The sequence below is a fragment of the Anoxybacillus sp. UARK-01 genome, from assembly GCF_002075365.1.
GTDB classification, from domain to species: Bacteria; Bacillota; Bacilli; order Bacillales; family Anoxybacillaceae; genus Anoxybacteroides; species Anoxybacteroides rupiense.
The window spans coordinates 1-25,546 of the sequence record NZ_NASY01000038.1 but is presented as its reverse complement, the minus strand read 5'-3'; the positions used below and the strand labels follow the sequence as shown (position 1 = coordinate 25,546).

Annotated in this window: 24 protein-coding genes and 1 riboswitch; of the genes, 4 read left to right on the top strand and 20 right to left on the bottom strand. The window is 42.7% G+C overall.

Annotated features, from left to right (window positions below):
- The first annotated feature begins 196 nt into the window (after positions 1 to 196).
- Positions 197 to 538 carry a DUF485 domain-containing protein gene (locus B6A27_RS08490; RefSeq protein ID WP_369815499.1) on the top strand — a complete coding sequence of 114 codons (342 nt, stop codon included), beginning with the start codon at positions 197 to 199 and terminating at the stop codon, positions 536 to 538.
- Positions 535 to 2,073, top strand: coding sequence for a solute symporter family protein (locus B6A27_RS08485; RefSeq protein WP_066146900.1), 1,539 nt, complete (start codon positions 535 to 537; stop codon positions 2,071 to 2,073). Before B6A27_RS08490 ends, B6A27_RS08485 begins: the two co-directional genes overlap by 4 nt.
- A gap of 54 nt (positions 2,074 to 2,127) precedes the next feature.
- On the opposite strand, the gene B6A27_RS08480 is transcribed toward B6A27_RS08485, so the two are convergent.
- The 7 genes from B6A27_RS08480 to B6A27_RS08450 all read right to left on the bottom strand — a co-directional run bounded on the left by B6A27_RS08480 (position 2,128) and on the right by B6A27_RS08450 (position 8,310).
- Positions 2,128 to 3,114, bottom strand: coding sequence for a signal peptidase I (locus tag B6A27_RS08480; protein ID WP_080861511.1), 987 nt, complete (start codon positions 3,112 to 3,114; stop codon positions 2,128 to 2,130).
- 14 nt (positions 3,115 to 3,128) lie between these two features.
- Complete coding sequence (locus B6A27_RS08475) at positions 3,129 to 3,659, bottom strand: TasA family protein (protein ID WP_066146896.1); 531 nt, start codon at positions 3,657 to 3,659, stop codon at positions 3,129 to 3,131.
- 272 nt (positions 3,660 to 3,931) lie between these two features.
- Positions 3,932 to 5,041, bottom strand: coding sequence for an o-succinylbenzoate synthase (menC, locus tag B6A27_RS08470; protein WP_066146894.1), 1,110 nt, complete (start codon positions 5,039 to 5,041; stop codon positions 3,932 to 3,934).
- Entirely contained in the window at positions 5,038 to 5,889 is an 852-nt protein-coding gene (locus B6A27_RS08465) for a GNAT family N-acetyltransferase (protein WP_080861507.1), read from the bottom strand. The genes menC and B6A27_RS08465 overlap by 4 nt, the downstream gene beginning before the upstream one ends.
- Positions 5,864 to 7,030, bottom strand: coding sequence for a M20 peptidase aminoacylase family protein (locus tag B6A27_RS08460; RefSeq protein WP_080861502.1), 1,167 nt, complete (start codon positions 7,028 to 7,030; stop codon positions 5,864 to 5,866). Before B6A27_RS08460 ends, B6A27_RS08465 begins: the two co-directional genes overlap by 26 nt.
- Before the next feature lie 93 nt (positions 7,031 to 7,123).
- Positions 7,124 to 7,555: a threonine/serine exporter family protein gene (locus tag B6A27_RS08455; RefSeq protein WP_080861493.1), complete on the bottom strand. Its 432-nt coding sequence runs from the start codon at positions 7,553 to 7,555 to the stop codon at positions 7,124 to 7,126.
- A gap of 11 nt (positions 7,556 to 7,566) precedes the next feature.
- Complete coding sequence (locus B6A27_RS08450; RefSeq protein WP_044746748.1) at positions 7,567 to 8,310, bottom strand: threonine/serine exporter family protein; 744 nt, start codon at positions 8,308 to 8,310, stop codon at positions 7,567 to 7,569.
- A gap of 1,609 nt (positions 8,311 to 9,919) precedes the next feature.
- Between B6A27_RS08450 and B6A27_RS08445 the strand changes: the two genes are divergently transcribed.
- Together B6A27_RS08445 and B6A27_RS08440 are read left to right on the top strand one after the other, a co-directional pair.
- Positions 9,920 to 10,420, top strand: coding sequence for a cation:proton antiporter regulatory subunit (locus tag B6A27_RS08445; RefSeq protein ID WP_044746749.1), 501 nt, complete (start codon positions 9,920 to 9,922; stop codon positions 10,418 to 10,420).
- Positions 10,421 to 10,429: 9 nt separating this feature from the next.
- Positions 10,430 to 11,656 carry a cation:proton antiporter gene (locus B6A27_RS08440; RefSeq protein ID WP_066146884.1) on the top strand — a complete coding sequence of 409 codons (1,227 nt, stop codon included), beginning with the start codon at positions 10,430 to 10,432 and terminating at the stop codon, positions 11,654 to 11,656.
- 560 nt (positions 11,657 to 12,216) lie between these two features.
- On the opposite strand, the gene B6A27_RS08435 is transcribed toward B6A27_RS08440, so the two are convergent.
- The 13 genes from B6A27_RS08435 to B6A27_RS08375 all read right to left on the bottom strand — a co-directional run bounded on the left by B6A27_RS08435 (position 12,217) and on the right by B6A27_RS08375 (position 25,404).
- Positions 12,217 to 12,981: an IclR family transcriptional regulator gene (locus B6A27_RS08435; RefSeq protein WP_080861489.1), complete on the bottom strand. Its 765-nt coding sequence runs from the start codon at positions 12,979 to 12,981 to the stop codon at positions 12,217 to 12,219.
- Between the two features lie 66 nt (positions 12,982 to 13,047).
- Entirely contained in the window at positions 13,048 to 13,830 is a 783-nt protein-coding gene (locus B6A27_RS08430) for a fumarylacetoacetate hydrolase family protein (RefSeq protein WP_080861486.1), read from the bottom strand.
- A 365-nt stretch (positions 13,831 to 14,195) separates the two neighbouring features.
- Complete coding sequence (locus B6A27_RS08425; RefSeq protein ID WP_080861482.1) at positions 14,196 to 16,376, bottom strand: malate synthase G; 2,181 nt, start codon at positions 16,374 to 16,376, stop codon at positions 14,196 to 14,198.
- Between the two features lie 154 nt (positions 16,377 to 16,530).
- The gene (locus tag B6A27_RS08420) at positions 16,531 to 17,976 is read right to left on the bottom strand and encodes an FAD-binding oxidoreductase (protein ID WP_044746754.1); all 1,446 of its coding nucleotides are present in this window, start codon (positions 17,974 to 17,976) and stop codon (positions 16,531 to 16,533) included.
- Positions 17,967 to 19,334 carry a (Fe-S)-binding protein gene (locus tag B6A27_RS08415; RefSeq protein WP_080861480.1) on the bottom strand — a complete coding sequence of 456 codons (1,368 nt, stop codon included), beginning with the start codon at positions 19,332 to 19,334 and terminating at the stop codon, positions 17,967 to 17,969. Before B6A27_RS08415 ends, B6A27_RS08420 begins: the two co-directional genes overlap by 10 nt.
- A gap of 1 nt (position 19,335) precedes the next feature.
- Entirely contained in the window at positions 19,336 to 20,661 is a 1,326-nt protein-coding gene (locus B6A27_RS08410) for an FAD-binding oxidoreductase (protein WP_080861478.1), read from the bottom strand.
- A 329-nt stretch (positions 20,662 to 20,990) separates the two neighbouring features.
- On the bottom strand, positions 20,991 to 21,878 hold the full coding sequence (locus B6A27_RS08405) for a diacylglycerol/lipid kinase family protein (protein ID WP_328218367.1): 888 nt from the start codon (positions 21,876 to 21,878) through the stop codon (positions 20,991 to 20,993).
- Positions 21,879 to 22,053: 175 nt separating this feature from the next.
- Positions 22,054 to 22,251, bottom strand: a complete 198-nt coding sequence (locus B6A27_RS08400) for a hypothetical protein (RefSeq protein ID WP_066146869.1) — start codon at positions 22,249 to 22,251, stop codon at positions 22,054 to 22,056.
- 31 nt (positions 22,252 to 22,282) lie between these two features.
- Entirely contained in the window at positions 22,283 to 22,627 is a 345-nt protein-coding gene (locus B6A27_RS08395; RefSeq protein ID WP_236631822.1) for a hypothetical protein, read from the bottom strand.
- 49 nt (positions 22,628 to 22,676) lie between these two features.
- Positions 22,677 to 22,782: riboswitch (SAM riboswitch) on the bottom strand.
- Positions 22,783 to 22,925: 143 nt separating this feature from the next.
- Positions 22,926 to 23,849 carry an AraC family transcriptional regulator gene (locus B6A27_RS08390; RefSeq protein ID WP_080861474.1) on the bottom strand — a complete coding sequence of 308 codons (924 nt, stop codon included), beginning with the start codon at positions 23,847 to 23,849 and terminating at the stop codon, positions 22,926 to 22,928.
- Between the two features lie 39 nt (positions 23,850 to 23,888).
- Positions 23,889 to 24,116: a hypothetical protein gene (locus tag B6A27_RS08385; protein ID WP_080861471.1), complete on the bottom strand. Its 228-nt coding sequence runs from the start codon at positions 24,114 to 24,116 to the stop codon at positions 23,889 to 23,891.
- Between the two features lie 228 nt (positions 24,117 to 24,344).
- Positions 24,345 to 24,737, bottom strand: a complete 393-nt coding sequence (locus B6A27_RS08380; RefSeq protein WP_080861467.1) for a hypothetical protein — start codon at positions 24,735 to 24,737, stop codon at positions 24,345 to 24,347.
- A 16-nt stretch (positions 24,738 to 24,753) separates the two neighbouring features.
- The gene (locus B6A27_RS08375; RefSeq protein ID WP_080861464.1) at positions 24,754 to 25,404 is read right to left on the bottom strand and encodes an RHS repeat-associated core domain-containing protein; all 651 of its coding nucleotides are present in this window, start codon (positions 25,402 to 25,404) and stop codon (positions 24,754 to 24,756) included.
- Positions 25,405 to 25,546 lie beyond the last annotated feature (142 nt).

The window sequence follows — 25,546 nt, the reverse complement described above, 5'->3', positions numbered from 1 at the left end:
TTGTTCAATAGTGTTCGTCATTTTTCTAATAAATAATCTTCCAAAATAATGAAAATTTTTCAATTCACAATTTACAAACTTTTCTGATAAATATATAATAAATTTGTGAAAAAAATGTGAACACATATGGGAAGGGAGGGAGGTTTATACATTTTTCTCATCTAAAAAAGATTATGAGGAGGGGCAAAACATGGAAATGCAAAAAACCGCTTCACAGCAAGACCACACGTTTACAGATTACAGTCAAATTGTCCAATCTGCTTCATTTCGGCAGCTTATGCATGCCAAAAAAAGGTTTATTTTGCCGTTTTCTTTATTCTTTATGATCTTTTACTTTGCTCTGCCGGTTTTAACATCATACTCTAAAGCGCTCAATACACCCGCCATCGGTTCCATCAGCTGGGCTTGGCTCTTTGCTTTTGCCCAATTTATTATGACGTGGGCTCTATGCACGCTCTATTCCAAGCGGGCAGCCAAATTTGACGAAATGGTAGAAAAAATCAAAAATGAAGTCAAAGAAAGGAGCCACAAATCATGAACGGCTTAGCATTTTCCCTTTTCCTGATTATTGTCGCCTTAACTCTTGTCATTACCTATTTTGCTTCCAAACGGACAAAAACAACAAGCGATTTTTACACGGCGGACAGCACCCTTACCGGCTGGCAAAACGGCTGGGCGATCGCCGGAGATTACATGTCGGCCGCCTCATTTTTAGGAATTGCCGGAATGATTGCGCTGACCGGATTTGATGGATTTTTTTACAGCATTGGCTTTCTCGTAGCGTATCTTGTCGTTCTTTATATTGTAGCCGAACCTCTTCGCAACTTGGGGAAATATACGATGGCTGATATGATTGCCGCCCGATTTGACGAAAAAAAAGTCCGCGGAGTAGCGGCTCTCAATACGATTACCATTTCCATCTTTTATATGATTGCCCAGCTTGTCGGGGCAGGCGCGCTCATTAAGCTTTTATTGGGAATTGATTATGTATATTCCGTTCTCATTGTTGGTGTGCTCATGACCGTCTATGTGGTATTCGGAGGAATGACAGCCACAAGCTGGGTGCAAATTGTCAAAGCTGTACTGCTTATGGCTGGAACGTTTATCATTTCCATTATCGTATTCGCCAAGTTCGATTTTAGCGTTGTGAAAATGTTCAATGAAGTGAAAACAGCCACTCCACTTGGTGAAGCATTTTTAAATCCTGGAAACAAATTTAAAGACCCGCTTGATACACTCTCTCTCAATTTAGCTCTCGTCTTAGGTACAGCCGGACTTCCACACATCTTAATTCGCTTCTTTACAGTAAAAGATGCACCAACCGCTCGAAAATCAGTTGTGTACGCGACATGGATCATCGGTTTATTTTATGTGATGACCATTTTCTTAGGATTTGGAGCCGCTGCATTTGTCGGCTATGACAAAATCGTGGCCGCAAACGCAGCAGGAAACATGGCCGCTCCTTTGTTAGCAGAAGCGCTTGGCGGAGATTTCTTATTCGCTTTCGTTTCAGCCGTTGCTTTTGCTACCATTTTGGCCGTTGTCGCTGGACTTGTACTATCAGCCGCCTCCGCATTTGCGCACGATTTTTACAGCCATATCATCCGGCATGCACAAGCAACGGAAAAAGAACAAATGGTGGCAGCCCGCTGGGCATCCATCGGGGTCTCCATTCTGTCTATTCTTTTAGCGTTATTTGCCCAAAAGATGAATGTGGCGTTTCTCGTTTCATTAGCTTTTGCTGTCGCTGCCAGCGCTAATTTGCCCATTATTTTGCTCACGATTTTTTGGAAACGCTTTAATACAACAGGCGCCATAACGGGTATGCTCGTTGGACTCATTAGTTCACTTCTGCTTGTCATCGTGAGTCCGAACGTTTGGTCACCGGAGCCAGGAGCTGCTATTCTTGTCGGCGAACCGCTCTTTAAACTTGCGAATCCAGGAATCGTCTCCATTCCGTTAGGATTTATCGCCGCTTTTGTTGGAACGCTTTTATCATCAAAAAAAGCAGATGAAAAGAAATTTGATGAAATTCTCGTGAAAGCGAATACAGGGATGAAAGAGCTAACCTGATCAAACAGTGAAACAGGCTGAACTCGGGACATGTTCCGCGAGCTCAGCCTGTTCTTATAATAAGCGAACCCGTAAAGTAAGCGGGATTTGAAAATGATAGCCATTGATATGATCCGTGATCGTCACCATGCCTTGATACGTTCCTGATATCGTCAGAAGCGGCAAAAAGGTGATCTGCAATGGAATGGAAGCTGTCTCATTTGGCTGAATGGTGAGCCGCTTGGGAACACTGACAATATAATTCGTGCCAACAAGCGATAAAAATGGCTGTGACACATTTTCAATGGCGAGCGAAACATCCGCTTGGCTTTTTGTTTTATTCATAATCGTAAAAGAATGCAAAATGGTGGTATGGAAATTTGTAATCCCGGAAAGACTTCCCACATCCAGTGACAACGTGGCATTTTGTCCGGTGGATACATACTGTTGATGGTCCGTGGGCTGTCTTGTATCGGTGCTATTTAATAAATAATAAAAAAAGAAACCGCTACCTGTTGTGAGCTGTCCTTGAGCTGAATTTGCCTCTGTCCACACCGCCTTCGCCTCCAACGGCAAAAGCAAAAGAGCAAACATTAAAAAAATAGACAATATCGCTCGTTTACATAAAAGAACGAGCAAAAGTAAACCAACTATGATCCCGCCGTATTTTTTTATCATATATAGCCACATTCCGAGCTTAGGAATATGCCATACATAAACTCCTTTCATATCGCTTCTTTGAACTTTTAAAGGATCCTCGATTCGATTCGCATCTCCCTTTGTCTGGATCAGAATCTCTTTTCCTTGTTCAGATACTTGCTGTCGCTTGACGCGATGCAGAACATAAGCGGATAATGCCGGATGATAAAATAGCACAATTTTTTCAGAAAGCGATTCTGCTTTGCTCAACGGTTTCGTAATGACAAGAGAGCCTTCTGGAATGGTAGGCGCCATGCTATTCGTTAGAACTACATTTCCCTTCCAACCATTCATATAAAACAAACAAATGAATAAACAAAAGCACACCGAAAAAATAACGAACCATTTCACACAAATGCGCATGCTGTCTTTCTCCTTTATCGCGACGTCCCCGGTAATTGAATGGCTTGAATGGTAAATACAATCGTTTCGGCCAGATTTTGAAACGTATTGTCCGCTGTCACAGGAAATGAAATCGTAAATTGCAGATCGTCCTTCTCTCCTGGGGGAAGTAAGAGATTGGGGCCCTGGTGAACATTTAAATCAGAAATGGCTCCATTAAAGTAGGTTGTTGTTCCATCAACAATGGACAGCTGCAAGCCGTTGGTTTGATCAGTCCAAAGCAATGAGTTATTGGAGCTTGCTTGAATAGTGTATGAAAAAGGCACGGTTCCATCGTTTTGCACGGTAACAGTCCGCACAACGACATCTCCGGGAACAAGATTGGAAACGTTAAAAATAGGGGCAGGGGAAACAGAAACGTCTAAAGTGGCGGTCGTTAAATGATTGTTAGGAGAAGTCGCCTCGTCTGTAAATAAAGCATTTGTTTCGCCTAGCAAAAGTATAGGCAAAAAGAGAAAGAAAAAGGAAACAAGCAACAGCCATTTTTTCTTTCGTTGCTTGTACATCTGAGTTCCTCCTTCATGGTCAAAAAACTTTATATATGTTATGCATTTCTGAAAAAATGGTGTGCATGAATAAAGAAAAATCCGCTCTCTTTGTTTAACCTATCCATCGAGAAATGCATATCAACATTTTCGCTTTCTCGCTGAAGCAGCTGTTTGGTCACGCTTTGAGGTGTCGAAACGATAGAACGGCTTCCTTCCAGTTAGCGATAAATTCAATGTTTTAAATTTCGATAAAAAGCCGGTCCCTGATAAGGACCGGCTCCTGGAATCAATTAAGCGTCATATATTTTTTTAAATACCGTGTAACGGTCCACTTGCTGGCGATTCACTTCATACCCGATTCCTGCCCCTTGAGGCACATGAATCACCCCGTTATGTACGGTCACCTCCGGGTCAATAATGTCCCTTTCCCAATAATAAGAAGAGGCCGCTGTATCGCCAGGCATCACAAAGTTTTCAAGTGTTGTCAGCGCTATGTTGTGGGCTCTGCCCACTCCCGATTCAAGCATTCCTCCGCACCAAACGGGAATGCCATGCTGTTGACATAGATCATGAATAAGCTTCGCTTCTGTCAACCCGCCTACACGGCCAATTTTAATATTAATGATTTTGCAGCTTCCAAGCTGAATCGCTTTTTTTGCATCCTCCCACGAATGAATGCTTTCATCAAGGCAAATGGGTGTATGCAATTTGGCTTGCAGCGTAGCGTGATCGACAATGTCATCAGCGGCGAGCGGCTGCTCAATCATCATCAGCTGAAACTCGTCAAGCGCCTGCAAACGTTCAGCATCCTCTAATGAATAAGCTGAATTCGCATCAGCCATAAGCGGTAAATCAGGAAAACGGCGGCGAACTTCACGGACGACCTCAACATCCCAGCCCGGTTTAATTTTCATTTTGATGCGCCGATATCCTTCGCCAGAATAGCGCTCAATAATGCGCAACAAATCATCCACGCTTTTTTGAATCCCAATGCTGATGCCTACTTCAATTTCCTTCTTTTTTCCCCCAAGCGCTTCACTTAATGAGAGTTCGCTTTTTCTTGCATAAAGATCCCATACTGCTCCTTCAATCGCTGACTTCGCCATATGATTTTTTCGAATCGCCGCAAAGCGCTGGCGCAACTCATTCGGATGTTCCATCGGCTTTTGCAGCACAAGAGGCAACAAAAAATCCTCCAGCATATGCCAATTCGTTTTCACCGTTTCTTCATTATACCATGGAGAATGAAATGCCACTGACTCTCCCCATCCCGATACGCCATCTTCATCAATCGCTTCCACTAAAATAAACTCCTTCTTTGTAAAAGCACCGAAACTTGTAACAAACGGTGATTTCAATTCCATTTCCATATGCCGTAAAATAACTTGTTTGATTTTCATTCGTCGCTTCTCCTCTCATCTAAAGCTAGCTTTTGGCGCTTAACTAATACGTAATACTGAACAGGCTCGCCTTCACGACGCAAAATATGCGCCACTGCCCAGCCTTGATGAAATAATGGAACAAATACCTCTCGTGTTTTATAGCGCCAATCCAAGGCCAATTCATCATCTTTCTCTTTCAGCCTCTGGAAATAAAGCGGAATAGGAACAAAAAGCAAGGATTGCTGCTCAAGGCGTTCCCGAATGTCCACTGGAAAAACAGCTTCCGGCATCCCGTCCTTTCTCTCGCGCCAATGAAGCGCTTCCGCTCCTTCAGAACCGCGGATTTGCGAAAACATATGATGCCTCTCGGTTAAATGTGAACTTAAAATTTTCCACTCAACCCAAAAACGATCAGACGGAAGATTGCGGTTGAGAGCATCGTCCATTTCTCCATAGCAGTTTTCAATATAATCGGAACAGACAGCGCCAAGCTTAGCAATATTTAAATAGCCGTTGCGGCTCTCAAGCGGATCATAAGTCCACCGAATCGTCCGGTATCCAAACCTTTTCGCTTCTTCGGCCTGCTTCATCTTGAGCATATAGCCGATTCCATGATTGCGAAATGATTCATCAATGCCCAGCATATGTGAGCATAAATAGATTTCTTCTCCTTGATATCCAGGAAAGCTATACACAAATCCGACGAGTTTCTCCTCCACATACGCTCCAATAATAATGCCGCCGTTTTTAGCTACGGTCAAGGTTTGGTGAAGCGGGGTAGGGGTTGCTTTCCAAATATGCTGCTCCAGCTGCGCCATTTTTTTCAGCTCTTCAATCGTGCTAATTTTTCTTAACGAAATGTTCAACATCTTTCTCCCCCTGTGTTGCTTGTTGGAATGTTTCGATAATCGCTCTTGCTAATATCTCGATGCCAATTAGCAAATCTTCGCGACGAAACGTCATCGCTGGATGATGCAGACCTGGCGTCAGATCGCAGCCAAGACCAAGCATGGTTGTTTTCAATGTTGGCTTCAGCACGGAATAAAAATGGAAGTCCTCTCCACCAGATGTCACCACAGGAGGAGCGCATTTCTCCCTGCCGATCGTTTGGATAATGGCGCGTTCCATGATCGATTGCGCTTCTTGATGAACTTGGGCAGCCACAATGCGAACCCCTTGATCCAAGTGAATATCTGCTCCATAGATAAGGGAGATTCCATTTGCCACATGGTGAAGCCGTTCGAGCAGCCGCTCCATCGCCTCATTCGTCTGCGCCCGTAAATCAAGGGTAAATGCTGCGTAATCAGGAATGACATTGGCGCTTTTTTCTCCGGCATGAAAGCGCGTCATTTTTATTGACGCGGGTACTTGCGGGTCCATGTGAATATGGCTTAGCTCTTGCACGAGCGTGCTTCCTACTTCGATCACATTGACACCTAAATGAGGTCTTGCGGCATGGGCAGCGACTCCTCTAATCTCTCCTTCAATCATTTGCGCAGCTCCATGCAAAATGGCTGGAGAAGCATAGCCGCTTTTCAGCTCTTGAATGGGGCGCAAGTGAACGCCGTATAAAAACTCAACCTCATCGACTACTCCTTTCTCCAGCATTTTCAAAGCTCCTTTCCCCTTTTCCTCCGCCGGCTGAAAAAGAAGCTTCAATTTTCCTGGAGGACGATAGCCGATGCGGTTAAACAGCTTCGCCACTCCAAGCACCATCGTCATATGAGCGTCATGCCCGCAAGCATGATTCGCCTGCCACACTCCGCCAATTTCTTGCCAAAGCGCGTCTATATCTGCTCGCAAGGCTACTGTCAATGAACCGGTTCCTATTTCTCCGACCACTCCTGTGCAATCGGAAAACGTCTGAACGCGATATCCTTCTTGCAGTAGCTGCTGCCGCAAAAATTCCGTTGTTTTTACCTCTTCCCAACTAATTTCTGGATGTCGATGAAGATGATGAAACACCTCAAATATTTCCTGCTGTATACTCTCGATTGCGTTTTTCATTTTTCCTCTCCCCACTGCATTGGTTCAGCTATTGCAAACATCTTATAATATTCAAAAAAATGTTTCAATAAAATTCGTTAAAAAAACGAACTTCTATCTTGAAGTTCGTTTTTTAACCAATTGATTCGCCACTTCTGAAAAAACAATCCCCATCGCAATGGCTCCCGAAATCATAAATGCCTTGGCAGCGAGCTGGATCGCCATGCTATAGTCGTTCATCACCACATACCGCATCGCTTCATACGCCATGCCTCCTGGGACAAGCGGAATAATGCCAGAAATACTAAACACGGTAATGGGCGTTTTGTACATTCTAGCAAACAGCTGGCTCACCACGGCAATGAAAAAAGCAGAAACGAATGTGGCAAATACCGAATCCGCTTTATGTTCAACAAACGAAATATAAATAAACCAGCCAATCATCCCGACAAAACCGCAATGTCCCAGCAGTTTTTTTGGAACGTTAAACATCAAACCAAATGCGGCGGATGCAATTAAACTTGTAACAAGCTGTTCAATCATCATGCTTTTCTCTCCTAATACATCGTCAAAATCACAGCAATGCCGGTGCCGATGGCAAATGCGGTTAAAAAGGCTTCCGCTCCTTTTGATAGCCCCGCCACTAAATGTCCTGCCATTAAATCACGCACCGCATTAGTAATCAGCACTCCCGGCACCAACGGCATCACCGAGCCGATAATAATTTTATCAAGACTTGTTCCCAAGCCAAGAGAGACAAGCGATACGGCAACAATCCCGGCCAGAAACGATGCAAAAAACTCAGCAAAAAAACGAATTTTTACAAGCCGATGAACATAATCCAATCCGCAGAAGCCAATGCCCCCTGAGACCAACGCCGGCAAAAAATCGTGCCATTTTCCTTGAAACATAATCACAAAACAGCCGCTCGCCACCGCTGCGGCCGCTACTTGCGCCCAAAAAGGGTAGGCAAGATGCTGTCGTTCTAATTTTTTTAACCTTTCATAGGCTGCTTCGAGCGAAAGCTGGCCGCTGCTTATTTGCCGGGAAATATCATTAACCATTGCCACCTTCTGCAGATCGGTGGATCGCTCCACAATGCGAATCAGCTTTGTCGGTCCCGCTCCATCCATCGAAAAAATAATTCCCGTCGGCGTCACATAGCTATGAGAATGCGTCATGCCAAACGAAGCGGCCATTCTCATCATCGTATCCTCCACCCGATAGGTTTCCGCCCCGCTTTGAAGCATAATTTTTCCCGCCAACAAGCAAACTTCGGCTACTTCATTTGATCGCTCCATAAAACAACTCCTTTATCCTCTAAACTCTATTGAGATATTATCGAAAAAACACGCTTTCGACAACTGCACGCTCGCTATTTATTAATCTCACACCATCAGACATTCAAACCATAATCCGTTCCCTTTTTAAATATTACAGTAGTGCGAATGATACGATATATAGGCATGAACCATTTGTATTCGAATTTCTGCGCTAAACCAAAAGTTTTTAAAACAAAAATATATTTCTTTTTTAAATTATTTCCAAATATATTGTTCTGCTGTCAGTAAACGAATCCTTCTTAGTTTATAAATGCGATTGATGATTTCGGTATTCGATCAATGGCAAACACTTACCTTTTTTTACAAAAAGACCGTTACACTCTATAGCCTCGCAAATAGGAAGCTGTCAAGTTTACATCTATTTCATTGAGCATAATGCCTCACGAGCACTGTGGATTATATTCCTATAATCCCCATTTAGATACTGCAATGTATTTGCATGTCACACGTGATATAGTATATAATGTGGGTGGACATATGGATTAAGGGGAACATTAGTACATGATGACGAAGCTTCCAAATAAGCTGACTTTATCTTGAAAAATCAATGAAACATTCGGAGCAAGCCAATGCTTCCCTGATTCTTGGTGGCGTTGTTGCTTTTGTAAATGATGGGTACACAAAGTTTTTGAGATGCTGTTTCTATGACAAACCATGACAAAAAATCAAGATCCATAGCCATCTTATTTCCCATCCTCTTTATCAAAATCCATTCCTTTCTCTTTTAGAGCAATGATTTTAAAAAGCTCTCTCTTTTCACAGCCAAGTAGCCTGTGCTAAAAATCACATCCATATATGATGCCTGATCGCCTCAATCATTGGTTGAATCACATAAACTCTCTCTTGAGATATTCATTATAGTCAATATAGAAAACTGAGATACATCATCCCCATAGTTTAGCGGATTCTTAAGCATGACACACTTATACACATCTTCTCCCGATGATTGAGCCAAGGGCTACTCTTAAACAAGTTAAAAACAGCTGCCTGATCATAGGGATGCCACGATAATATGTCACAAGTGTTGATTATTCGTTGCTTAACTTAAACTGGCTTAACACCCGTTTTTCTATCTCTTTCCTTGAATGAGAATGTCAGCGGGCCCATCTATTTGTCCACAAAGCATTTGTTGTTTGAAAAGGGCATAACTGTCAACACCATCGCCTGCTGGCTATGACAGAAAAGTGAGAAATCAAACGGTACCAATAAGGTTTTATTGGATCATCAACACGCCTGATCATATTTTCTGCTCCTATCCCTAGGGATGAAATGGACCCGATAAAGCGAACTCTCTTTCCATCCATTTTCATCACCTAGGCCAAGAATACTGGAATGATGCTGCAAAGATGTCTAATTCTCATGAGAAATTAGCACATCCCTATCTTCCAATCCTTTAGGTTTTTCTCTCCTGTCAGCCGAGGATTAAATAGTTTTCTCCTTATCATGTCGTTGATTTTGGACATGTTTGAAAACCTTAAGACCAAGACGGAAATCATCTAAAATCATTTGGAACTAATTTTCCCTTATTCCATTTAAGAAATCATTTAATAAAAAGGAGTGTTATTTGATGCGTATTAGAGAAAGCGAGCTTCCCGGCATTGGGTATAAGTTTGAGATTATTACAAAAAATCAAGATAAGCTTGTCATCGTTATTCACGATGATGGACGAAGAGAAATCTACCATTTTGACTCTGATAATCATGAAGAAGTTCTTAGTACAGCTACATTCGATGACGTTGAAGCTAGACAAATCGCTGGCATTTTAGGCGGCATGGCCTATAAACCGAAAGCATTAGAAAGTGTCGATTTTGCCTTTGATGACTTAATTATCGAATGGTATCAAGTAGAACCTGGCGCACCCGTTATTAATAAAACGATCGGGGAAGTAGATATCAGAAACAATTTTGGCGTAACTGTCATCGCCATTAAGAAAAAGAAGACGAAAAAAACGATCAATCCTGGTCCTGATACCGTCATTGAGGCCGGTGATACTTTAGTCGTTTCCGGAGAACGAAGCCAATTAAAAGAACTCATTAATAACTTATTAACCAATAGAGGAAAGGAGTGACCGATATAGATGGATCATCTGGTATTCCAAGTCGGTACAGCGCTTGTTCTTGTTTCCATTGCCTCGCTTATTGCCCATAAACTTAATTTTTCAATTATCCCTTTCCTGATCGTTTTAGGCATGCTAGTTGGTCCGCATGCCCCAACAATCGGGATCATCGATCTCACCTTTATTGAAAGTCAGGAGATTATTCAATTTTTAGGAAGAATCGGCGTTTTGTTTTTGCTTTTTTACTTAGGATTGGAATTCTCGGTTGGCAAACTAATAAAGTCTGGCCGCAACATTGTAGTAGGCGGGAGCCTCTATGTAAGCATCAATTTTATTTTAGGGATTCTTTATGGATGGATCGCCGGGATGCCGTGGATGGAAACACTGATTATCGCTGGACTTGTCAGTGTCTCTTCCAGCGCCATCGTTGCAAAAGTTCTGGTGGATTTAAAGAGGACAGCCAATCCAGAAACAGAGTTAATCTTAGGAATTATCTTGTTTGACGATATCTTCCTTGCTTTATTTTTAACGACTATGTCAGGAGTTTTATTGGCTGGTTCCACTTCTGTCTTTGGAATCGTTACCTCAGTCCTTATCTCTGTCGGTTACATGCTGTTGTTTTTTCTCATTGCCCGAAAAGGTGCTCCTCTTTTAAACAAATGGTTAAACATTAAATCTGACGAGATTTTCATCATCGTTATATTTGCCACCTTATTTTTCATTGCCGGCTTTTCTGAAACGCTTCATGTTGCTGAAGCAATTGGCGCTTTACTGCTAGGGCTGGTTTTTTCCGAAACAGATCATCGCGATCGGATTGAACACATGGTTGTTCCGTTTCGAGATTTCTTTGGAGCCATTTTCTTTTTCAGCTTTGGATTAAGCATTGATCCATCTACACTAACAAATGCGATCTGGTTAGCATTAGGTGCTGCTTTCCTTACGATTGCCGGAAACTTTGTAGCTGGAATGATCGCAGGAAGAAGAGCCGGGCTGTCTCATAAAGCCTCCACTAATATCGGCTTAACGATTATCGCCCGCGGAGAGTTTTCCATCATTGTTGCGAACTTAGGAATTTCGGCAGGTCTAAACCCCGTGTTGACTCCTTTTACCGCCCTTTATGTTCTAATTTTGGCGATCGCTGGACCACTGTTGGCAAAAGAAAGCAAAAATATTTACCAGTTTTTAAATCAATTTTTCAAATGGAGTCATACCCCTGAAAGAAAAAAAATAAACGTTCCCGGTGAATAAAGTGAATCGTATGAATCTAAAAAATAAAAAATCGATTAGACCTTCATTTATATAAAAATTTTAACGATTATTAACTAAAACCTTGTGATTCTATTCACTAAAAAATCCCACTATTTCACTTTGTTTAGTGATATTTCAAGAAGAAACGGTTTGCTCATTCTTATTTTGTTAAAACTCTACGATTCTTCGCTTATCTCAAATATGATCCCCCTTCGCGCGGAAATGCCTATTGAATTGAATGGATGGCGAGAACTAAGAGCATCATGCCTCTTAGTTCAAAAAGGTGTCGGCGGGCTATGAAACTGCCCGCCGATCATTTTATTATCTTTTTCTATAAAATATGTTATTAAATTCCGATCCAACTCACTCGTTCAAATCGGATGGATAATCCATTCATTATCAGCACATGGACCTGGACATGCGCATGCTCCTTATAAAACAAGCTAGCCTCCTCTCTCCGAACAACCGAGACGTTTTTTCTCTTTCAACATAGATTCGCGCTTTTATTCACTTGCAACAAAAAAGCCCGATATCTTCAAGCAAGATACCGAGCACTGTTTCTATACATATCCCAACCTTGCGGAAATTTGTTTGCCAATTTGCTGCATTCTTCCTTGCAGCAGTTTGATCCGCTCATCGGTCATTCTTATTGTCGGACCAGAAAGGCTGACAGCGGCAACAACCTTTCCCCCATGCGCAAAAATCGGTACAGCAATACAGCGAATCCCGTATTCGTTTTCCTCTAAGTCGAGAGCATAGCCCTTCTGTTTGACTTGAGCGAGCTCTTGCAAAAAGGCATTTTGATCGGTTATCGTTTGATCCGTATGCCTTGGCAATCCTTTGCGCTCTAAAATATCGCGGACAACATCCGCCGGCAAATGGGCTAAGATCGCTTTCCCTACTGCCGTGCAATGCATTGGGGCTCTTCTGCCGACTTTTGAATGCATGCGCAGCGTTTCCGTTCCTTCTAACTTTTCGATGTAAATGACTTCTCCTTGGTCATATACGACAAGATGAATGACCTCATTTGTTTCCTTTTCTAATTCCTGCAAATATGGCTTGGCCTCTTTTCGTAAATCGATTGATTCAAGCAACTTCGAGCTCAGCTCTAAAAATTTATAGCCAAGTTTGTAACGGCTTGTTTCTTCATCTTGCTCTATATATCCATATTGAACCAGTGTGGATAAGATTCGATATACAGAGCTTTTGTTAATATCCATCTGTTTAGCAATTTCTGTAACGCCTAAGCCATCCTTTTCCGAACAGACAATATCGATAATGTCTAATGCCCGGCTCACAGACTTGACCATATTTTCTCTTTCCATGCTCTCTCACCTCTGTCACAACACATAATAATTCATTATACCATTGATTTCCGGGCATTTAAGCGGTTACTGACCGGCTTGAACACTTTCTTGTGCCGCAACAAATGGATTGCGAAGCGTTCCAATCTCTGCAATCTCACATTCAATCAGATCCCCTGGCTTAACAAATTCGGCCCCTACTGGACTTCCCGTTAAAATCACATCTCCTGGCTTCAGCGTCATAATATTCGATAGATAGGAAATCATTTTACAGATTGAAATTACCATAAGTTCCGTCGGACTATTTTGTTTTTCAACACCGTTCAATCTTGCCTTTACATTCACCTTGAAAGGATTGAGCTCCGTTTCAATGACTGGACCTAATGGGGTAAACGTATCAAATGCTTTGCCGAGCGTCCAATGGCCGTCTTGATGAAAAAATTGCGGTGCCGTTACATCGTTCCCAACGGTATAGCCGAACACATAATTCAATACATCTGATTCTGGAATATGTTTCGCTTCTTTTCCAATCACCACCGCCAATTCTGATTCAAACTTCACGTGGTCGATTCCTTTTGGAATGATAATTTCTTCTTCAGGCCCGATCACCGATGAAGCAGGCTTAAAGAAAAACACCGGAATTTCCGGCAGCACATCCGGAATCTCTTGTTTTTGCGAGACGTAATTGGCACCGATTCCAATGATTTGATTCGGCTCTAACGGAGCAAGAAGCTTGACCTCATGCCCGGAAAATGTTTTTTCTGTATACTCCCATTTTCCAAACATATCCCCTTGAATTTCTCTGATCCTACCATCTGTTACGATACCTGTGTACCTTTCTCCGTTCGCTATAAATCTAGCAAATTTCATCCCTTTTCTCCTCTCGTCCAATCTGTCATCCGCTCTTGAAAGAGTCCTGTGACTTGCCTTTTCGCCAATCAACTGTGTGATAAAAGAGCTAAATCACACCTTTTTCCAACCTGTTTTTATGAAAAGAATGCCTGACTCTCGAACGATTCTGAAAATCATTCAGCCATGATTCAGCAATGAGCCATTTTCCTGCTGCCGCTGATAGCACATTATATAGTGACAAACAACTCCCGATTGGCCATCCATTGGCGGCGGCTTCTGCAACGTTTAAATCAGGACAACTTCCCCACCCTTGTTCACTGTATCACGTAGATGAAAGGGCATCCTAAATAAATAGAATGCCCTCATTGTTCCTTGTAGGTCTCCTACTGTTTTACCGCAAACTTCGCCTTGGCTTCTAAGCGGCGGCGATGCAAAATTGGTTCCGTGTAACCGTTCGGCTGCTCATAGCCTTTGAAAATAAGGTCGCAGGCCGCTTGGAAGGCGACAGAATGATCATAGTCTTCCGCCATTGGCCGATAAGCAGGATCTCCAGCGTTTTGCTCATCGACGACCTTCGCCATGCGTTTTAATGTCTCGAGCACTTGTTCTTTCGTGCAAATTCCGTGATGAAGCCAGTTGGCGATATGCTGACTTGAAATTCTTAAGGTCGCCCGGTCTTCCATCAGCCCGATATTATGAATATCAGGAACTTTCGAGCAACCAATTCCTTGTTCCACCCAACGGACAACATATCCAAGAATGCCTTGAGCGTTATTATCTAGTTCTTGTTGAATTTCTTCCGGAGTCCAGTTAGGATCGACGGCCACTGGAATTTGTAAAATATCATCGCGGAAATCTTTCAACTCTTTGCTTAATTCATTTTGTGCCTTGGTTACATTGATTTGGTGATAGTGTAGAGCATGCAAGACCGCTGCCGTTGGAGAAGGTACCCACGCTGTATTGGCGCCTGCCTGAAGCTGACTGCCTTTTTGCTTCAGCATTTCCGCCATCATATCCGGCATGGCCCACATTCCTTTACCGATTTGCGCCCGACCTTGCAAACCAGCAGCAAGCCCAATGCTTACATTTGATTTCTCATAGGCTTGCAGCCATGCTGATGTTTTCATATCGTTTTTGCGAATCATCGGCCCCGCTTCCATTGAAGTATGGATTTCATCCCCCGTACGATCTAAGAAACCAGTATTAATAAACACGATGCGGTCTCTTACTTGATAAATGCAGTTTTTCAAGTTCAGCGTTGTGCGGCGTTCCTCGTCCATGACACCAATTTTGATGGTATTTCGCTCGAGGCCCAGCATATCTTCCACACGGTCAAATAATTCATTCGCAAAAGCCACTTCTTCTGAACCGTGCATTTTCGGCTTCACAATGTAGATCGAACCCTTTGCGGAATTTTTATAGCGGCCATTGCCTAACAGAGAATGTTTCGCAATTAAACTAGTCACAACCGCATCCAAAATCCCTTCATAAATTTCCTGGCCATTCGGATCTAATACGGTATTATTCGTCATCAGATGGCCAACATTGCGAATGAACATGAGCGAACGTCCCCGCAATACCAATTCTTCTCCATTTGGCTTTGTGTAAATCCGGTCAGGATGGAGCGTGCGCGTTATCGTTTGATTGCCTTTTGCAAATGTGGCTGTCAAATCTCCTTTCATTAAACCTAATAAATTGCGGTATACAAGGACTTTGTCCTCCGCATCGACGGCGGCAACAGAATCTTCTCCGTCCATAATCGTCGTCAACGCTGCTTCCAATAAAATATCTTTCACACCCGCCGCATCGGTTTTGCCGACAGGATGATGGCGATCGATTTGGATTTCAATATGCAAGCCGTTATTTTTCAGCAAGATAGCCGATGGCTCTTCCGGATCTCCTTGATAGCCGACCCATTTTTCCTCATCTTGAAGGTTTGTCATCTTGCCATCCTTGGTGGAAACAGATAATTTTCCATCAAGGACCGCGTACTTGACGGCATCTTTATGGGAGTAACCGTTTAACGGTGCCGCTTCATCGAGGAATTGCTTAGCATAGGCAATCACTTTCTCGCCGCGGACAGGATTGTAATGAGCGCCACGTTCCGCGCCGTCCTCTTCACTGATTACATCCGTTCCGTAAAGAGCGTCATAGAGACTCCCCCAGCGCGCGTTCGCTGCGTTCAGCGCATAACGGGCGTTGCTGACAGGGACAACTAGCTGTGGTCCAGCCTGTAGAGCGATTTCATCATCTACTCCTTCAGTTGTGATTTGAAAATCTTCTACTTCTGGTTCTAAATAGCCAATTTCCTCTAAAAATGATTTATATTGATGAAAATCAAAATTTTCTCTATGCTGGCGATGCCATTCATGAAGTTTTTCTTGAATTTCATCACGTCGGGCAAGCAACCCTTTATTTTTCGGCGTCAAATCGTTTACTAGCCTTTCTAAATCCGCCCAAAACTGTTCGTTTTCAACTCCGCTTTCGGGCAAAACCTCTTGGTTGATAAACTCATAGAAAAGGCGGGCAACTTGAAGATTTCCTACTTTTACATAGTCTTGCATACAACCACTTCCCCCATTTCATCCTCATCGATTTTTTAAAAGTACTTCCTTCCTCATACAGAGAGTTTCTGTTTGTTATTACGAAACATCGTTTCTTAATTTATTAAAAAAATAATAGCATAAAGTTGCAGGTGCTTCAATAATTTTCAAAAAATTATTTCATTTTCTCATTTCTTTTCACTTCAACACAACGCCCTGGTGTCGGAAATAACTTTCCAGCATTTAATAAGTTTTTCGGATTGAATACATCACGAATATTGGTTTGTGCGGCAATTTCTTCGTCGCTGAAAATGAAACGCATTTCTTCTCGTTTTTCAATGCCCACTCCATGCTCGCCGGTGATCGATCCGCCAGCATCGGCACAAGCTTGCAGACATTCGCTTCCAGCCGCCAATGCCATTTCTGTTTCCCCTGGTTTCCTCGAATCAAAAAGGACAAGTGGATGAAGATTTCCGTCCCCAGCATGGAAAATATTCGCGATTCGCAATCCATATTTTTCGCTTATTTGTCTGATTCGTTCTAGCACTTCCGGCAGCTTGCTCCGCGGAATCACCCCGTCTTGCACTAAGTAGTCCGGAGAAATCGCTCCCATCGCCCCAAATCCCGTTTTTCGATTCGCCCACCATCTTTCCCGTTCCTTCTCATCTTGGGCTACTTTCACTTCACGAACATTTCGGCTTCGGCATACCTTTAATATTTCTTGAATTTGTTCGTCGATACCAGCAGAAATACCATCTACTTCAATAAGCAAAAGCGCTTCAATATCTTTCGGATGCCCTACTGGAAACGCCGCTGCTTCCACCCCCTCAATCGCTGTTTTATCCATCATTTCAAGGGCAGCGGGAACAATTCCGGCGGAAATGATATCAGACACGGCTTGGCTGGCATCGGAAACTTTATCAAAATACGCCAGCACCGTTTGTTTCGCTTCAGGATTTTTTAAAATGCGAACGGTGATTTTCGTTACAATTCCTAACGTGCCTTCCGATCCTGTCAATATTCCAAGCAAATCATATCCAGGCGGATCAAGAACTCCGTTTGTGCTTATTTCAATCATTTCCCCATTTGGCAAAACAACTTCCAGCCCCAAAATATGGTTTGTCGTCACGCCATATTTTAAGCAGTGGGCTCCCCCGGCATTTTCAGCAACGTTCCCACCGATCGTACAACAATATTGGCTTGATGGATCAGGAGCATAATAATAGCCTTTATCAGCAATCGAATGGGTCAGCTTCAGATTTATAAAGCCCGGCTCGACCACCGCACGTCGATTTTCGAGGTCGACCGATACGAGCCGCTTCATTTTGGTTAAGCTAATGATCACCTCGCCATTTAACGGAATCGCTCCGCCGCTTAATCCCGTTCCTGCACCGCGGGCAAGAAAGGGCAAATCATGCTCATGGCAATATTTCACAATCTGCGCGACTTCCTCTGCGCTATTGGGAAACACGACTGCCTTCGGTAAATGGCGATGAATCGTAAAACCATCACAGTCATATGCAAGCAAATCTTCTTTTTTATAGAGAATCGCTGAAGTACCAACGATTTTCGCAAGATTTTCGATATGTGTATCCTTTATTTGCCCACCTTTTATCGCCATGATTCTCCCACCTTTTGTTGATCCTCTTTTTGGTATGCCCAATCAAGCAGCTGAACGGTATGCACAATTTTTTGGTTTCTTCCGTATTTCAGCACTCCCATCGCCATTTGTAGCATACAGCCGGGATTCCCCATCGAAATCATTTCGACCTCTTCAGGAACATGCTCCATTTTACTTTTTAGGACAGCTCCTGCCATTTCCGGATGAGTGATATTGTAAATGCCAGCACTTCCACAGCAACGGTCGGCATTCGGCATATGCACCATTTCCACCCCAGGAATGCTAAGAAGAATGTCGCGCGGCTCCCGGCGTATCCCTTGGCTATGCGCTAAATGGCATGCATCATGATACGTAATCCTTGTTTTGATTTCAGCTTTTGGCTTTTCATACCCTGTATCATAAAGATATTTAGAAATATCTTGTACCTTCGCAGCAAACCGTTCTGCTTTTTCGCGCCACTCCTGATCTTCACGGAATAATTCTGGATATTCTTTCAACATGCAGCCGCAGCCTGCCGCATTCACAATGACTGTATCAGCATCTTTAAACGCTTCGATATTCCGCTTCGCCAGCTTTCTTCCTGTTTCACGGTCGCCGGCGTGAACATGCAGCGCTCCACAACACGTTTGATTTTGTGGGATTGTCACATTATTTCCATTACGGGTTAATACACGAATCGTCGCTTCATTTATATCACTGAACATCACATCCATGACGCATCCAGTTAAAAGGGCAACCGTCCGCTTCGTTTCCCCTTTCGCTTGAATCATGCCGGCCTGTTTGTATTTTTGGCGAACCGGCTGTTTGACTTCCGGTAAAATCGCTTCCATTTCCGCTAAATGCTCCGGCATCATATGAATCAGCCGCGTCTTACGCGCCATCTTTTGCAACCCGCTCTTTTGGTAAAACTTCAACAACCTCCCTAATAAATGCAAGCGATTCGCATGCGGAAATACTCCCTCAAGAAAAAATTTGCTTACCGCTCCTTTCCATCCGGTCAATGGCATCGCTTGACGAATTTGCCCGCGCGCCTCTTCGATCAGCCCTCCGACATCGACATCAGCAGGACAAGCGGTCGTACACGCGCGGCAATCAAGACACGCAAAAACCGGATCGGCAAACGCTTCATTCACTTCCAGCTTTCCTTCGGCAACCGATTTAATCAGATGGACGCGCCCGCGCGGAGAATGCTGTTCTTGCCCCGTTTGTTCATAAGTTGGACAGGATTCCAAGCACATGCCGCAATGAACACAATCGGCCCATTTGCTTTCATCAGGAGGGTCATTCCAAAGATAATTCCCCAAGCTCGCCGCTGTACATGCCGGTGCTTGTTTTACATCGTTCTCTCTTACACTCACATTATATCCCTCCTACAAATCGTCCATGATTAAGAGTAGAATGGGGATCTATTTTTGTTTTAATACCTTCTAATAGGAAGAAATAAGACGGTTTTTCACCCCAAACCTCTACTTTTTGCCGAAGCGCCAACGGCAAATGTTTCACAATCACGTATCCGCCAAGCGGGATCACAAACTGACGAAGCCGCTCAATGGCAGCAACAACCTCTTCGCCCGTCCCTTTGATATATATTTGACATAGTCCATGCCCAAGACCGCCATGCGCCTCAACAGCTATATTCATAGCGTCTTGTAAAATATGGCTTGCTTTTATGACTTGAAGAGCATCGAGATTGACAACGCCGATTTTCAAAGCAGCCTCTATTTCGTTGCTGCTTCCGCTTTCCCTCCCATTCGGAGCGATGGTGTAAAATTGTCTCCAAAATGCTCGCGCTTCTTTTAATGGTAAAATCGTTATGTTTGTTTTGGCTGGCTGAATGCGCTTGACAAAATTCTCCTGGTAATGGACAGCGCTTTCGACATCTTCAAAGCTGATCGCTACTGTATAAGCATGATTCCCTGTTAACCGCTCCGATAAAGAAGGGCTTAACAATTCCAGGGATGTCGGTTCCATCAACGAATCTAGCAATTCCACAGCAAAAGCGCGTATTTCTTCCATCTTTCCTTCTTGAAAGGATAATAGAATAAGGCTTTCATATTTCGGAAGCGGGCGAAGCTTCAACGTTACTTCCGATATCACTCCGAGCGTCCCCATAGAACCGATAAACAGCTTGTTCATATCATAGCCAGCCACATTTTTAACCACTTTGCCTCCCGAGCGGATAACCGTTCCATTCGGGTAAACAATTCTCATTCCAATGACGCTGTCGCGAGCAGAACCATAACGAAATCGTTTCGGACCACTGTCGTTCGCTGCAATAGCTCCACCAATCGTGGCATATTCTGGCCATATCGGATCCAACGCGATCGTTTGGTTATATTCGGCTAAATATTCCTGCAAAGATTGAAACGGTGTCCCCGCTTTAACCGTTAATGTCATGTCACCAACGTTATGCTCGACAACTCCTTTATATTCCGCCAGTGAAAGCAAAAGATCGGCGACTTCCGTTCCCCCGCCAAATCCTCTCTTCGTTCCGCCGCCGACAATCGTTACTTTTTTTCCATGGTTGTCTGCATACATTAAAACATTGGAAATCTCCTCTTCCGACTGCGGATAAACGGTGACCCGACCGCTATTTCCCAGCGGATGTCCCACATCTTCTTCTACTTGAACGTGGCTGTCGCGCAAAATCGCCTTTAATTCTGATAAAAATTCTGTGGCGAGCAATCCTCACACCCCTTATTGTTTTGTAATAAGAAACATCGTTTCTATAATTTCGTGCAACGAATCCTTTAAGCATCATCACTGAAATGTATACTACTTACCATTTATTTAATCACTTTTTCCACTATTTTTCAATTAATTTTTAGAATTTATAAAATAGTATAAATATATCATTTCCCCAGTGCTGATGATCTATTATGCTACTAAAAAACAGAATGATCTTCCTGCTTCTTCTCTCGAACAAGAAACGCCAGTGAACCTATTCATTTGCCCACAAAGCGTTCCTTAGATGAAAATAAATGGCTTGAACAGCTTTTTTGCCTGCGGGAGGGTCACATAATTAGCAACGCCTCCTTCTGAATCGTTACATTCACTGGAGTTTTCGTGAGAATCTCGCCATCGCTTTGGACAATTATCGGCGGTTCAGCGATAATTTCTACCTGTTTTCCTTTGATCATGGTGACACTTGGATGTGAAACATGCTTTCCTTTATACGCTTTTGGAAACGTGCGTAACAGCTCCCATTTTGTGATGCTATGTACGATACAAATGTCAAAAAGTCCGTCATCGTAACAAGCATCCGGACATATTTTAATCCCTCCGCCGTAATTCGGAGTATTAGCAATGGCAATGAACCATACATTTGAAAAAGATTGAACCTTCCCGTCAATTTTTAATTGAATGCGGACGGGACGATATTGGAATAAAGCATGCAAAACGCTCAATCCATAGGAAAGATCGCCTAACCTAACGAGATTTAATAAATCTTTATATTTAGCGATATTGTTGATTTCGGCCACTTTGCCGTCAAATCCGATTCCCGTTACAGTCATGCAGTATTCTTCGCCAATTTTTCCAACGTCCATTTTTCTTTTCTTTCCTCTTAAAATACGTTCCAACGCCCTTTTATAGTCCATCGGTATATCAAGAGCCCTTGCTAAATCATTTCCTGACCCTGCCGGAATAATCCCTAAAGGTATATTCGAATGAATGAGCCCGTTTGCCACATCGTGGATTGTGCCATCGCCGCCAACGGCGACAACCGCATTGCATGCTTTAGAAGAAAACTCCTTCACTATTTCTACCGCATGTTTTGGACGTTCTGTAAAACGAACTTGATAATTTACCTGCTTCTCTTGAAGCAGCTTTTCAACCTTTTTCCAAACTTTCAGCCCTTTTCCGTTTCCTGAGATTTTATTAACAACAAAATAATAGATCATATCGATCGTTCCCTCTAATCAAAGATCGTAACATGAAAATCCCAAACAAGGTCCCGCTTTACATCGGGACGCTTGTTTTTCTCTTTTTACTTTACCGATTTGAGAATTCCGGCCATTTGCTGCTCGTGCCGAAGAAAAAATAAAGGCCCTACCGTTTTTCCTCATGAGCGGTACCCTAAGCGATGGCAACCGTCCTTTTTCTTGTTTCACTCCCTCTCACTAAGGTAAAGGTTTCGAAAGGATCAATGAGCATAGCGACATGCCATTTAGGAGACAAGAACCGCCCATTTCGCTGAGTCAATCTCATTCCGCTGACATTCGTTTCCATGTCTTTTCCTCGAATACCAGCATGCTCATCTATTTCGACTTCCATAGCTCCCTCTCCTTTTTCTTTTCTAACGTTTTTAATCAATCTGCCCGACCGGCAGCCCTTGCTCTCTTAGCTCCCGCCAAATGTAACGATCGAGCGCATAGGGCTCTTCTGCTTTGAACACTTCCACTTCCGCCAACGTAAGTAACAGTTGAAACGGTTTTCCAAATGCTTGCCCATACAATAGAAAAAAGTTCGTATGGTGATCAATGTAAAAAATCGCTGTAGAATCCCATTGACGAAGCTGACGTTTCACACCGTTGGCAACATGTAAAGCGAATGAAGCAGCTTTCATATGGCACGCCATGTACCTGCGGATCGTTTCGCTCATCATTCTCGCCCCTTTCTCAATAAGGATGGTCACAAACGGCTCTGCCAAAATAAAAAGCTCTTTCCGCCATGAATGACGCGAAAAGAGCTTGAAGCCGTCCTTATCATTCAAAGCGAAGCGCTTTGCGGGTAGGAGCACCTTGCGTCAAGCGCAGGTTGCTGTGAAGTCATTGAGCCCGATCTCTCGTTCACTCTTGATAAGACTTATTCAGTTATTCCTATGCTACCATTATTTTATGGAAATGACAACCATTTTTTAATTTCCAAAAACCAGGATTTATAACATCGAAATAACAAGGACTTCTTCTTTACGATCGACCATCGTCGCCAGATCATTCGTCCTATTCCTAGCCCCCGCTAGATGATCCCCTTTCTTTTATAGGGACATATAAATGAACTTTACACTTTCCTTCCGGATCTGTTTCTGGATTATTCATACAAAATTCCAGGCACGGCCTATCATCCGCATCATACTCACTATTTGGCAACCACTGTCCAAATAAACTTTGATACGCAATCGCTAATTTATCAATCGTATCGTAAAACTGATATAAGGCATATAATCCGCCAGGTATTGTTTTATATTGAATATCGGGATCTTCCTCTCCCTTGAAACCGGTCGGCAGCGTCACACACGCATCATAGCGGCAAGCAAATTCTTCTACAACAAGTGGATCATCCAATGAGATGCCAATAAAATCGTGCTCTGGCGGATACAATCCGTTTCGGTTTGCCCATTCGTTTAATTGATTCCATGCATAATACGTTTCTAAATAGCTACCCACATGCCTAACAAAAGCCACTTCATAGTCAGGAAGCTCTTTAATCGTTATATTCATGCTCCATATTCTCCTTAATAAATGATGGTTAGCGTAAGTATAACGTATCGGAGCAGACCATTCTTCTTGATTCTTGCTTATATCTAATGAAATATTGCGATTTTGATGTTTTTTTCTTACGTCACTGGGAACCATGTGAAAATGTTGTTTAAAAGCAGCATTAAAATTTGAAACGGAGCCAAAACCACAGAGATTGGAGATTTCCAAGATAGATTTAGTCGTTTCAGTTAAGTAATACACCGACTTTTGCAGACGAATTTTTTTCACATAAGACATCGGTGTCATTCCAACAACCGAAGTGAAGATACGATTAAAATGATATTTCGAAAAATGGGAAACGTTGGCTAATGTATCAAGATGAATAGGCTCGTCATAATGATCATGAATATACTTGACGGCTCTTTCAATTCTTTCATAATAATCCCTTCTCATTTCATTGCCTCCTAATATTCGCTGAACCCTACTCTTTTGCTAATAGTATCGCATGGGAGCTATCACGATTTTCCCTCGTTCTTCAGCGGCAACTCTAACACCATTATGTTCGTAAATAATTCTAATTGCACCGTTTCTAATGACTGTTCTTGAAGTGCCGTTCTTCATTACATCTTCAACAACATTTGTCGGAATCCCTCCCGTTTGATGCCCTCTTGCATATTCTATTGGTTGTCCAGCCATTGCCGCATTTTCCGAAACCGACAACACTTTGCCTCATGGATCCTAGCTGTAATTCGCGACCGTCGTTCCATTTTCATCGACCATCCGCACGACATCGCCGCGGTAGTTCGCTGCATAATAGAGCGGATCGCCGTTTTGGTTCTTCACCGTATTTGGTTTCCTGTTCGCCCATACCGTTTAGTCGTTATCGCCATCATATCTTCAAAAACAAATATGGTGGTTATCATCGCCATAACCACCAAAAAATTCAATCTAATTATACATTTCTTTTTTTATCTTTAGAAATAATTCTATTTCTTCTGGCTCTTGCTCACTTAATCCATCAAAATGCTTCTCGGAATGCACTAATTCATAATAGCCCCAGATTGCAGAAATCCCTTCCTCGTCATATCCATAAAACTTGTAATACCATGTTTCAGGTATTTTATTTTCAATAACTTCAAATAATTCTGCCGGATACCAATAAGGAGTTTCGTAATCGTCAAATAAAAGATATCTTAACCCATCTTCATAAAATAATATTCCATAGACATTATAATCTCTATTAACTTCTATTCCGTTATAGGTGGTTTTTTGATTATAACCTTCTCTTACCTTTCTTGGACTAAATAAATAGCCATCATCTGTAATACATCTAACCTTCAAACATTATTCACTCCTATCACTTAAATTTAAAGTCATCAAATTTTCCCGTTTTGATATTGTAATTAAAGTGAATATTGATATTTCCTTTGGAAGTCTTAATAATTCTTTGCATTTTTACCCATCCTTCTGAACCAGGCCATCTTTTATCATTCATTTTACTTCTTGGAACTACCTCCCTAGCTCCAGCAAGTGGATTTGATAATACTTCCTTCATGGCTAACTGTTCTTCAAGGCTGTTAGGGGTTGTTCTTCCTGTTGAACCTCTACCTAATGATTTCTTTTTTAGTAGACTATTGAGGTTTCCAGTACCCTTACGTAAAACCTTCTTTGCTACTTTCCCTACCGCTTTCTTAACTAAACTCTTTGCTACTGCCCCGCTGACTATAACATATGTGAGAGCACCTGCAACAGTCCGATACAATGTGGTTAATCCACGATTCCCATCCGGATCCACCAGCATCACCGGATTATCATTCGCATACGTATACGCATTTTGAGTGATCGGATCGTCTTTGTCTCCCGGATCTGGATCTCTTGAGATAAACCTCGCCGTCTCCGGATCGTAATACCGCGCTTGCAAGTAGTACAGCTTCGTTTCCCTATCATAATAATATCCTGCATACCCTAGCAGTTGTCCAGCAACAGCTATGTCTTCGGAAGCAGACAAAGCTTTACCCTAGGGATCATAGGGATAATTGCGACAGTCAGGCCATCTTCATCAAAAATTCGAACTACATCACCACAGTAGTTCGCAAATGCATAGAGTTAGTTATCGAATTTTTATCTCTTCTAACTGTTCATACATAGGA